This window comes from Streptomyces synnematoformans (assembly GCF_039531005.1).
In the GTDB taxonomy this organism is placed as follows: Bacteria; Actinomycetota; Actinomycetes; order Streptomycetales; family Streptomycetaceae; genus Streptomyces; species Streptomyces synnematoformans.
In genome coordinates this window covers 1-10641 of record NZ_BAAAPF010000250.1, presented here as the reverse complement: position 1 = coordinate 10641, position 10641 = coordinate 1, and the positions used below count along the sequence as shown (strand labels likewise).

Annotated in this window: 9 protein-coding genes and 1 pseudogene; 7 read left to right on the top strand and 3 right to left on the bottom strand. The window is 75.9% G+C overall.

Features of this window, described 5'->3' with window-relative positions:
• Both ABD317_RS27525 and ABD317_RS27520 read right to left on the bottom strand, forming a co-directional pair.
• A partial coding sequence (locus ABD317_RS27525) for an MFS transporter (protein ID WP_344293035.1) occupies positions 1–969 on the bottom strand: 969 nt, incomplete at its 3' end.
• Positions 970–1317: 348 nt separating this feature from the next.
• Positions 1318–2901 carry an FAD-binding protein gene (locus tag ABD317_RS27520; RefSeq protein WP_344293033.1) on the bottom strand — a complete coding sequence of 528 codons (1584 nt, stop codon included), beginning with the start codon at positions 2899–2901 and terminating at the stop codon, positions 1318–1320.
• A 100-nt stretch (positions 2902–3001) separates the two neighbouring features.
• Here ABD317_RS27520 and ABD317_RS27515 point away from each other — a divergent pair, with 100 nt between their 5' ends.
• The 5 genes from ABD317_RS27515 to ABD317_RS27495 all read left to right on the top strand — a co-directional run bounded on the left by ABD317_RS27515 (position 3002) and on the right by ABD317_RS27495 (position 7966).
• Complete coding sequence (locus ABD317_RS27515; protein WP_344293031.1) at positions 3002–4198, top strand: LuxR C-terminal-related transcriptional regulator; 1197 nt, start codon at positions 3002–3004, stop codon at positions 4196–4198.
• Positions 4199–4219: 21 nt separating this feature from the next.
• On the top strand, positions 4220–4759 hold the full coding sequence (locus ABD317_RS27510) for a PH domain-containing protein (protein ID WP_344293029.1): 540 nt from the start codon (positions 4220–4222) through the stop codon (positions 4757–4759).
• Positions 4756–6480 (top strand): PH domain-containing protein, encoded by a 1725-nt coding sequence (locus tag ABD317_RS27505; protein ID WP_344293027.1) that lies wholly within the window; start codon positions 4756–4758, stop codon positions 6478–6480. The genes ABD317_RS27510 and ABD317_RS27505 overlap by 4 nt, the downstream gene beginning before the upstream one ends.
• Before the next feature lie 170 nt (positions 6481–6650).
• A complete protein-coding gene (locus ABD317_RS27500; RefSeq protein WP_027756109.1) occupies positions 6651–7352 on the top strand; it encodes a lytic polysaccharide monooxygenase in 702 nt (233 codons plus the stop codon).
• A gap of 206 nt (positions 7353–7558) precedes the next feature.
• Positions 7559–7966, top strand: coding sequence for a YciI family protein (locus ABD317_RS27495; RefSeq protein WP_344293024.1), 408 nt, complete (start codon positions 7559–7561; stop codon positions 7964–7966).
• A gap of 34 nt (positions 7967–8000) precedes the next feature.
• Here the strand turns inward: ABD317_RS27495 and ABD317_RS27490 are convergent, their stop codons facing one another.
• Complete coding sequence (locus ABD317_RS27490; protein ID WP_344293022.1) at positions 8001–9224, bottom strand: RNA-guided endonuclease InsQ/TnpB family protein; 1224 nt, start codon at positions 9222–9224, stop codon at positions 8001–8003.
• A 50-nt stretch (positions 9225–9274) separates the two neighbouring features.
• Here ABD317_RS27490 and ABD317_RS27485 point away from each other — a divergent pair, with 50 nt between their 5' ends.
• Together ABD317_RS27485 and ABD317_RS27480 are read left to right on the top strand one after the other, a co-directional pair.
• Complete coding sequence (locus tag ABD317_RS27485) at positions 9275–9433, top strand: toxin-antitoxin system HicB family antitoxin (protein WP_344293020.1); 159 nt, start codon at positions 9275–9277, stop codon at positions 9431–9433.
• 84 nt (positions 9434–9517) lie between these two features.
• A pseudogene (locus tag ABD317_RS27480) lies at positions 9518–10641 on the top strand (RNA polymerase sigma factor); the annotation flags it as partial.

Here is a 10641-nt window from a genome sequence, read left to right as displayed (position 1 = left end):
CGCCCGCGACAGCCCCGCGATGGCCACCGCGCCGAGCAGCAGCCAGCCGGCCCCCGCGAAGACGCTCCAGCCGTGCTCGCGGACGAGCAGCTGCGGCACCGCGTACATCGCGCCGAACAGCCCCGCGTACACCCCCGCGCCCGTCGCCGCCGCGCGCCGGAACAGCGGGTCGCGGACGAGGTCATACGGGACGAACCCCGCGGGCCTGCGCACCGTACGGGCCGCGCAGCCCGCCCCCGCCGCCAGCAGCACGGCCGCGGTGCCGGCGACGGCCGCGGGCGGGAGGTCGAGCGTCGTGGACTGGATGAGGATGAGCAGGCTCGCGGCGGTGAGCGTGAGCAGCACGGCACCGGGCAGATCGGGCGCGCGGCCCGCGCCGCCGCGCGAGGGCGCGAGGCGCAGGCAGAACGGCAGGGCGAGGAGGGAAAGCGCGGGCAGGACGAGCGTCGGCCGCCAGCCGGCCCACTCCGTGACCACGCCGCCCGCGAGCGTCGCGGCGGCCGAGCAGACCGCCATGACGGCACCGAAGACGGCGAGCACCTGCCCGCGCTGCGCGGGCGCGGTGGCCGCGGTGAGCGCCAGCGCGCCGGCCGTCATCGCCCCGGACCCGGCGGCCAGCACGAACCGCCCGGCGACGAGCACCCCGAGGGTCGGCGCCAGCAGGCACACGACGGCGCCCAGCGCGAGCGCCACGGCGCCGGCGGCCAGGGTGCGCCGCACGCCGAGGGCGTCGGAGAGCCGCCCGGCGAGGGCGGTGCCGACACCGAGGGCGAGGGCGTGGGCGGTGAGCACCCAGGTGGCGGCGGTCGGCGAGGCGTCGAGCCCGCGGGCCACGTCGGGCAGGGCGACGCCGGCGGCGGTGACGCCGAAGACGGCGGGCCCGAAGAGCGCCCCGAGCCGCAACCCGACGGACCGGGCCCCGCCGCCGGAACGGAGGGCGGGGGCGGAGGCGGAGGCGGCGGCGCTCACGCGGGCCTCCGGCGGGTGCGGACGGGACGACCGAAAGCGGGAGTCCCGGCAGAGCCCGCGACCACGTCGGCGCCGCCTCCCCCGGTCCCGCCGGACGGGTCGAACACGGCAGACCCGGACGCTGCAGCAACGCCGGATCCGGCGGCCCCGGAGGCAGCAGGGCCGGTTGGCGGGACGCCGCCGGAAGCGGACGCGTCCGCCGTCGCGGCCGCCGCATCAACGCGGGATCCGGTGACCCCGGAGGCAACACGGCCGGTTGGCAGGACGCCGCCGGAAGCGAGGGCGTCCGCCACCGCGACCGCGCGGCCGTCGCCGGAAGCGACGGTCCCGGCGGAACCGGCGACCGCGTCAGCGCCGCCGTCGCGGGCCGGGGCCGGACTCGGCGAAGCCCGCCGGTCCGGGGGCGCCGGAAGGACCCGCGGCCGTCCCGGACGCCGCATCAGCGCCGGGCGGGCCGGAGCCCGCCGACGCGGCTCCGCCGGGGGCGGCGGCGGAGCCGGGGGGCGTGTCGGCTTGCGGGGGCTCGGGCCCGTTCGGCGGTGTGGCCGGGATCGTGCCACCGCTCCCCTCCGGGGGCAGCGCGTGTCCGTGGCGGAAGACGCCGTCCGGGTCGTACGCCGACTTCACCGCCCGCAGCCGGGCGTACGTCTCCGCGTCGTACGCCTCCGCCGCCAGCGACTCCGTTCCCGGGCCCGCGAGGAAGTTGACGTACCGGCCCCCCGTCGACCACGCGCCCAGCGCCGCCCGCACCCCGCTGTCCGTGCCCGGCCCGTACAGCGTCGTCAGGGCGAACGCCGCCGCCCGGCTGCCGACCGCGTCCGGCACCGGCGCCGGGCGTCCGGCCGCGCCGCCGAGGTGGCGCAGCTCCACCGCCCAGTCCCGGCACTCGGCCCCGGGCCCCGCCGCCGTCAGCAGCGCGGCCTCGGCGTCCGCGCCGAACTCCCGGAGCAGGATGCCGCGTTCGTGGTACGGCATCGGCTCGACGGGGTCCTCGAAGATCTCCGCGACGGTGGCGTACGGGCGTATCCGTACCGTGTCCGCGAACGGCGTCGCCGCCTCGCGCAGCGGCCGTACGAACCGCTCCCCCAGCGACTCAAGCGCCCCGACCGGCCCCGGCCCCGGCCCCGGCGCCGCCCCCGCCGACGACCCCTCACCCACCAGCGCCACCCGCACGTGCACCGTCAGCCGCCCGCCCAGCTCCTCCGGCACCCCCGGCCCCGGCGGCAGCCGCAGCAGCGCCAGCGACGTCGTCAGCTCCTCCGGCGCCGTCTCCGTCAGCCGCCGCCACGCGCCCAGCACCGCCGCCGCGTCCGGGCCCGCGTACCGCAGCCCGCCCCCGTACAGCCGCGCCACCGGCACCAGCCGGAACGTCAGCGCCGTCACCACCCCGAAGCCGCTCTTCCCGCCCCCGCGCAGCACCCGGAACAGCTCCGGCTCCCGCTCGGCGGTGACCTCCCGCAGCCGCCCGTCGGCCGTGACCAGCTCCACCGCGGTGACGTGGTCCGCCGCGTAGCCGTAGGTGCGGGCCAGCGGCCCCAGGCCGCCGCCCAGCGTGTAGCCGACGACGCCGACCAGCGGCGACGAGCCGCACAGCGGGGCCAGCCCGTGCGGGGCGGCGGCGTCGACGACCTCCCGCCAGCGGGTGCCGGCGGCGATCCGGGCGGTACGGGCGACCGGGTCGACGTGGACGCCCCGCAGCCGCCGCACCGACACGAGCAGGGTGTCCTCGCCGACCGCCGCCGCCGGCCCGTGGCCCGTCGACTGCACGGCCACCGGCATGCCGCGCTCGGCGGCGTACCGCACGGCGGCCCGCACCTCCACCACCGACGTCACGGCGGCGACGAGCGCCGGCCGGTGGGCCACGATCCGGTTGAAGCCGGCCGACTCCTCTTCGTAGCCGGGTTCGCCCGGCTGCACGTGAGTGAACTCCATGTCCGCGACTCTCCGTCCGGCGCCCGTGCCGACCCATCCCTCAATTGAGGGGAATCACGGGATCGCCCCCGGCCGTTGCACGTGTCGGAGGTGGACGACCGTGCCGACACCCGTTGCCCGCACCCCGCCCGCGCGCGGCGCGGTGCGCGGCGAGCTGCTCGCCCGCGCCGACCGCGCCCCCGACGCGCTGGCGCTCTTCGCCGACGTGTCGGCGCAGCTGCGCCGGCTGCTGCCGTACGACTCCGCCGTCTGGCGCGCCACCGACCCGGCGACCGGGCTGATGACCGCGCCCGTACGCACCGAGAACACCGACAAGCGGGGCTGCTGGGACTACTGGGAGTGCGAGCTGTTCGACGAGCGCGTCAACCGCTTCGCGGACCTGGCGCGGGCCCGGGTGCCGGTCGCCGCGCTGCACGCGTCCACCGGCGGGGAGCCGGAGCGGGCGGCGATCTACCGGCGGTTCCTCCGGCCGCGCGGGCTGCACGACGAGCTGCGGGCGGTGCTGCGGGTGGGGGGCCGGCCGCAGGGGCACCTCAGCCTGTTCCGGCAGCGCGGGCGGGCGCCGTTCAGCGCCGCGGAGGAGCGGGTGGTGGCGGGGCTGACGACGCCGCTGGCCCGCCGGCTGCGCTCGTACGCCGAGCCGGCGCCCGCGGGTGCGGAGCCGGCCGGGCGCGAGGCGGCGGCGGGGCGCCGGGAGGCGGCGGGGCGCGAGGAGCCCGGGCTGCTGCTCTTCGACGCCGACGCCCGTCTCGTCTCCGCGAACGACGCCGCCCGCCGCCACCTCGCCGCGCTCCCGCCGGGGCCGACGCGGGCGTCGGCGCTGGGTCTTGCGGTGCCGGCGTGGCTGCACGGGGTGGTGCTGCAGGCCCGGGCGGCGACGGCGGGGGCACCTCCCGCGCCGCCCACGCCGCCCGCGCCCGCACCGCGCATCCGGCTCCGTACCGCCGCCGGCCGGTGGCTGACCTGCCACGCCTCCCGCCTCCACGGCGCCGACGGCGCCGCCCGGTCCACCGCCGTCGTCATCGAGCCCGCGGCCGCCGCCGAGATCGCCCCGCTGCTCGCCGACGCGTACGAACTGACCGCCCGCGAACTGGAGATCACCCGCCTCCTCGCCCGCGGCCTGGCCACCGAGGGCATCGCCGCCGAGCTGTTCCTCTCCCCGCACACCGTGCGCGACCACATCAAGGCGGTCTTCGACAAGACCGGCGTCTCCACGCGCGGGGCGCTCGTCGGCAAGCTCTTCCTGGAGCAGTACGAGCCCGCGGCGGCGGCCGAAACGGTCCGTACCCGGCGGTGACCGGCGGAGACAGGACGTACGGTGCAGGTTGTGGGCATAGATCGAGAGGGTCGGAACCGCGGTCCCGACCCGGCCGGGCTGCGGCTCCGGCCGCCGCACCACCGCGTGGACCGCAGGGCCGTCGCGTGGTGGCGCACCCGGCTGCTGCTGGCGGCGGCGGTGCCGGCCGGGGTGCTGGCGGTGCTGGGCGCGCTGCTCGGGCCGGCCCGGTTCTGGCTGCTGGTGGCGGGCGCGGGGGTGGCCGCGGCGGGGCTGGCGGCGGGTCTTGGGCTGCCGGCGTGGTACTACCGCGTGCACCGGTGGGAGGTCACGGACGACGCGGTGTACGTCCGTACCGGCTACTTCTGGGTCGACTCCCGGATCGCGCCGATGTCGCGGATCCAGACGGTGGACACCGAACGCGGGCCGCTGCAGCGGGCGTTCGGGCTGGCGGCGGTGACGGTGACGACGGCGTCGGCGAAGGGGGCGCTGCGGATCGAGGCGCTGGACCACGAGGAGGCGGCGGAGCTGGCCGAGCAGTTGGCGCTGGCGACGCAGAAGACCCCGGGGGACGCGACGTGAACGCAGACGCGGACACGGACGCGGACACGAGCGCGGGCACAGACGCGGGCACAGACGCGGGCGCAGACGCAGACACGGAAACGCGCGCCGGCACGGACTCAGGCGCAGACACGGCCCCGGGCGCAACCGCAGCCGCCGCCGCAACCGCCCCCGCAGGCACACCCCCGGACGCGGCCCCCTGGCGGCGCCTCCACCCCCTCTCCCTCCTCGTCACCGCCCAGCTCCTCGCCGGCGCCGCCTTCGGCGCCGGCGTCCCCGTCGGCGCCGGGCTCGCCGCCCACATCCCCTTCCGCGCCGCCGTGGCCTGGGTGCTGGCCGGCTCCGCGCTGCTGCTCGCGGGCGGGCTCGCGGTGGACGTCCTGCGCCTGCGCCACACCCGCTACCGCGTCGGCGCCGAGCGCGTCGAGCTGCGTACCGGCGTCCTGTTCACGACCCGGCGCTCCCTCCCCCGCGACCGGATCCGCTCCGTCGACCTCACCGCGCACCCCCTCCTCCGCCTCCTCGGCCTGGTGAAGGTCCGTATCGGCACCGGCGACCAGACGGCGGGCGGCGAGTCCCCGCTGCAGCTGTCGCCGGTGCGGCGCGCGGAGGGCGAGTCGCTGCGGCGCGCGCTGCTGCGCCGGGCCGGGCCCGCCGCGGGCGGCAGCACGGAGGGGCGGCTCGCGGCCCTCGTCCCCCGCTGGATCCGCTACGCGCCGCTGTCCTTCCTCACGCCGCTGCTGGCGATGACGGGGTGGGGCGCGGTGATGCAGGTCAGCCAGTGGTTCGGCGCCGAGGAGACGGTCGTCGACCTGGTGCGGGATACGTTCAGCCCGCTGCCGGCAGGGTGGACGGTGCTGGCCCTGACGCTGCTGTTCCTGTCGGCGGGGGTCGTGGGCTCGTTCGGGACGTGGGCCGAGATGTGGTGGAACTACCGGCTGGAGCGCGAGCCGGACGGCACGCTGCGCGTGCGGCGCGGGCTGCTGACGACCCGGTCGATATCGCTGGAGGAGGCGCGGCTGCGCGGCGTCGACGTCGTGGAGCCGCTGGGCGTACGGCTGTCGGGCGCGGCGCGGGTGGACGCGGTCGCGACCGGCCTGTCCCGCAGGGACAGCGAGGAGAACGACCTCAGCACGCTGCTGCCCGCGGCCCCGCGTGCCGTCGCCGACGAGGTGGCGGCCCGGGTGCTGCGCGCCCCCGTCGCCCTGACCCGGCCGGAGCTGGCCCCGCACCCGCGGGCGGCGCTCGCGCGCCGGCTGCGGTGGTCGCTGGGCGCGGCGCTGGTGCCGGTGGCGGTGCTGCTGCTCCTGGCGGCGGCGCTGTCGGTACGGGGGCTGGCGTACGCGGGGGCGGCGACCGCGGCGGTGCTGCTGCCGGCGGCGGCGCTGCTGGCGCGGGACGCGTACCGGAGCCTGGGGCACGGGCTGGCGGGCCCGTACCTGGTGGTGCGCAGCGGCACCCTGCGGCGCTCCACGGTGGCGCTGCGGCGGGACGGGGTGGTCGGCTGGACGGTGCGGCAGTCGCTGTTCCAGCGCCGCGCGGGGCTGGTGACGCTGCGGGCGACGACGGCGGCGGGGGCGCAGGCGTACGCGGCGTACGACGTGGGGGAGGCGCAGGGGCTGCGGTTCGCGGAGGAGGCGGTGCCGGAGTTGCTGGCGCCGTTCCTGGTGCCGGACGACGGGGCCGTGGAGCGGCCGGTTGAGCGGACTTGTCCAGACCGGTGGAGTCCCGTGCGCACTTGATTGGTCTCTACCTCTTGACCGTACCCCGTCATTGGATAAGGTCTAGACCAACACCCGCTCGCCCGCCCGCAGTCGACAGCGCGCGAAAGCAGCGTGCGCGGACGGCGAACCGCGGGACCACCCGTGGCCACATGCGCGTCCTCCCATGTCACGCGACCCCAGGAGTTGACATGCACACGAAACGAAGACTGGCGGCAGTGGTCGGCGCGGCCGTCGCCCCCGTCCTGGCGGTGAGCCTCCCCGCCCCGTCGGCCAGCGCACACGGCTGGGTCACGTCCCCGTCGAGCCGGCAGGACCAGTGCGCGCAGGGCGTCGTCAGCTGCGGCCAGATCAAGTACGAGCCGCAGAGCGTCGAGGGCCCGAAGGGCCTGACGAGCTGCAGCGGCGGCAACGGGCAGTTCGCCGAGCTGAACGACGACAGCAAGGGCTGGCGCGTCAGCCCGGTCGCCGGCTCGACCACGTTCAGCTGGCACCTCACCGCCCGCCACCGCACCAGCACCTGGCAGTACTTCATCGGCGGCACGAAGATCGCCGAGTTCAACGACGGGGGTGCCCAGCCTCCCGCCGACGTGTACCACAACGTGAACTTCGGCAACTTCACCGGCAAGCAGAAGGTCCTCGCCGTCTGGAACGTCTACGACACCGGCAACGCCTTCTACTCCTGCATCGACGTCAACATCGGCGGCGACGGCGGCCCGGGTCCGGGCGAGCCCGACGAGTGCACCGCGGCGCCGTGGGACGCGGGCTCGGTGTACACCGGCGGCAACACCGTCACCCACGACGGCCACACCTGGCGCGCCAAGTGGTGGACCCGGGGCGAGACCCCCGGCGCCGGCACCGGCGTGTGGGAGGACCTCGGCCCCTGCGCGTAAGCGCCGGGCCGCACCTGTACGGACCGCGCCCCGCCACCGTGAAGGCCCCCCGGTGGCGGGGCGCAGCCCCGGAGCCTCCGAGTCTGCCGAAGCCTGCCGAAGCCTGCTGAAAAATCTCCCGCCGAGATGTCGAGAACCCCCGCGCGGCCCCGTCCCAGGGGTGCACACGGCCACAATGGGCCGTACCTCGGCAAGGAGAGACCACCATGGCCAAGTACCTGCTGCTCAAGCACTACCGGGGCGCGCCCGCGCCGGTCAACGACGTCCCGATGGACCAGTGGGAGCCGGAGGAGGTCACGGCCCACGTCCGGTACATGCGGGACTTCGCCGCCCGGCTGCAGGACACCGGCGAGTTCGTCGACGAGCAGGCGCTCACCCCCGGGGGCACCTTCGTCCGCTACGACGGCGAGGGCCGCCCGCCGGTCACCGACGGGCCGTTCGCGGAGACCAAGGACCTGATCGCCGGCTGGATCGTGGTCGACGTCGACTCGTGCGACCGCGCGATCGAGCTGGCCGGCGAGCTGTCCGCCGCCCCCGGGGCGGGCGGGAAGCCGATCCACGAGTGGCTGGAGGTCCGCCCGTTCTACGGCGGGGACTGCGTGGTCACCGATTGAATCCTCCCCCTCATGAATGAGAGGGATTTCTGGCTCAGGCTGCCTCCGGGAGCAGCGCTCCCGGAGGTCTTACGCCCTCGGCACCAGCCGGGTTGAGACCAGCCCGGACGAGCATCACGCGGGCTGAGTTCTTGTCCCTGGGGGACACTGCTCCGCACGCGGTGCACGTGTAGGTACGTTCGGAAAGAGGTAGTGCGTGCTTGGTTCTCGCTCCGCACGACGCGCAGTCCATGGTGGTGTGCGCGGGGTTGACAAGGCGGATGTCCCGCCCGTGTTTGCGGCCCATCTCGATCAGGGCTGTCTTGGTGGCGCCGATGGCGGCGTCAGCGGCTTTGCGGGCCATGGTCGACTTCGCGAGGAACTTCGGCTTGAAGTTCTCCACCGCCACGGCGTCATGGTCGCGGGCAACTTTTTTCGCCCACTTGCGGCCGGTGTCCTGACGCTGCCGGGCGATCTTCGCGTACGTCTTCGCCCGGTGTTTCTTCGCCTCGCGGTAGCCCTTCGATCCGGGCTGGCCCTTCTTCGGCTTGCGGCGGGCCATCATGCGGTCGTACCGCGACAGCTTCGCCTGGGCCTTCTTGCCGTGCTCGGCGTGCGGCAGGTCATGGGCGCTGGACGTGGTGGTCGCGGTCTGCTCCACGCCCCAGTCCACTCCCAGGACGGCGCCCGTCTGCGGGAGCGGCTGCACCCCGGTCGCGACGACGAACGAGGCGTACCAGTGCCCGAGGCTGTCCTGGTACACGCGGACGCTGGTCGGATCTGCGGGAAGGTTCCGCGACCACACCACGGTCAGCTCGATGCCGCCCGCCACGTGGAGGCGTCCGTTCTTCAGCCGGAACCCGCGCCGTGTGTAGTTCAGGCTGGGCAGCGCGTCGCGCTTCCGCTTGGCCCTGGGCATCCCGGCGCGCCGCTGCTGCGGCAGCCTGGCCTTGATGTCCTTGAGCGCCTTAGCACGTGACTTCGCGAAGTCGCGGATAGCCTGCTGCTGGGACACCGAACTGCCTTCGCGCAGCCACGCCATCGTGGCGCGGGCCTCGGTCAGCATCTTGTCGAGCTGCGCCGGGCCGCACGTCGTCTCCTTGGTGGCGTCCTTGTTCAGGTGGTGGACCTTGCGGGACATGGCCACGCACTCGTTCCAGATCCACCGGCAGCGCGCCCACTCGGCGTTCAGGCCAGCCAGCGCGGTGGACGACACACGCAGCCGGTAGGTATACCGGGCGTGCCCGGCATCCTCCCCCGCTGCCTGCCCTGCCGTCACGACACCACTCTACCACTACTTAAGAGGCAGGAAACCACTACTCTGAGGTCATGGATGAAGAGAAGCGCATCACGCTCCGTCTGCCCGTCGACCTGCACGCGTGGCTGGCCGCTGCGGCCAAGTCCGCCCGCCGGTCCCTCAACTCCGAGATCGTCTATCGGCTGGAGGCCGAGCGCGACGCCGCCGTGGCGGACACCGAATCACCCTGACGGCGACTCGGCTCTCCCTGCCCTGCTCCGCAGAGGTCCGATTCCTCCCCGGTCTGAAGGCCGGGGCGTCCTCGGAGGAATCAGGTGAACGAGCCGCTGTTCCGGGAGCTGGTCCCCGAGGTGATCGGCGTGCTCGTCCGCCGCGGAGCCGACTTCGCGGCGGCCGAGGACGCCGTGCAGGACGCCCTGGTCGAGGCCGTGCGTCGCGGGTGGCCGGAGGGCGAGTCGCCGCGGGACCCCAAGGGGTGGCTGATCACCGTGGCCTGGCGCAAGTTCCTCGACGCCGTACGGGCCGACTCCTCCCGCCGGCGGCGCGAGGAACTGGTCGACGCCGAGCCGCCGCCCGGCCCCGGCGCGGCGGTGGACGACGCGCTGCAGCTGTACTTCCTGTGCGCGCACCCGTCCCTCACCCCGGCCTCGGCCGTCGCGCTCACGCTGCGCGCGGTCGGCGGCCTGACCACGCGGCAGATCGCCCGGGCCTACCTGGTGCCGGAGGCGACGATGGCCCAGCGGATCAGCCGGGCCAAGCGGACCGTCGCCGGCGTCCGGTTCGACCAGCCCGGCGACGTCGCCACCGTCCTGCGCGTGCTCTACCTGGTCTTCAACGAGGGCTACTCCGGCGACGTCGACCTCTCCGCCGAAGCCATCCGCCTCACCCGCCAGCTGGCCGCCAGGACCCGCCACGAGGAGGTGGCGGGCCTGCTGGCGCTCATGCTGCTCCACCACGCCCGGCGCCCGGCGCGGACCGCCGCGGACGGCAGCCTCGTGCCGCTCGCCGAGCAGGACCGGGGCCTGTGGGACACCCGGATGATCGCCGAGGGCGTGGCGGTGCTCCAGAGCGCCCTGGCCCGCGACCGCCTCGGCGAGTTCCAGGCGCAGGCGGCCGTCGCCGCGCTCCACGCCGACGCCCCGACCGCCGCGGAGACCGACTGGGTGCAGATCGTCGAGTGGTACGACGAGCTGGTACGCCTCACCGACAGCCCGGTCGCCCGCCTCAACCGGGCCGTCGCCGTGGGCGAGGCCGACGGCGCCCGGGCCGGGCTGGCCGCGCTGGCCGGGCTCGACCCCGCGCTGCCGCGGTACGCGGCCGTGGCGGCGTACCTGCACGAGCGCGACGGCGCCCCGCAGACCGCGGCCCGGCTCTTCGCCGAGGCCGCCGGTCCGCGCCCACCCTCCCCGGGCGCGCCCACCTCACCCGCGGGGGCGGC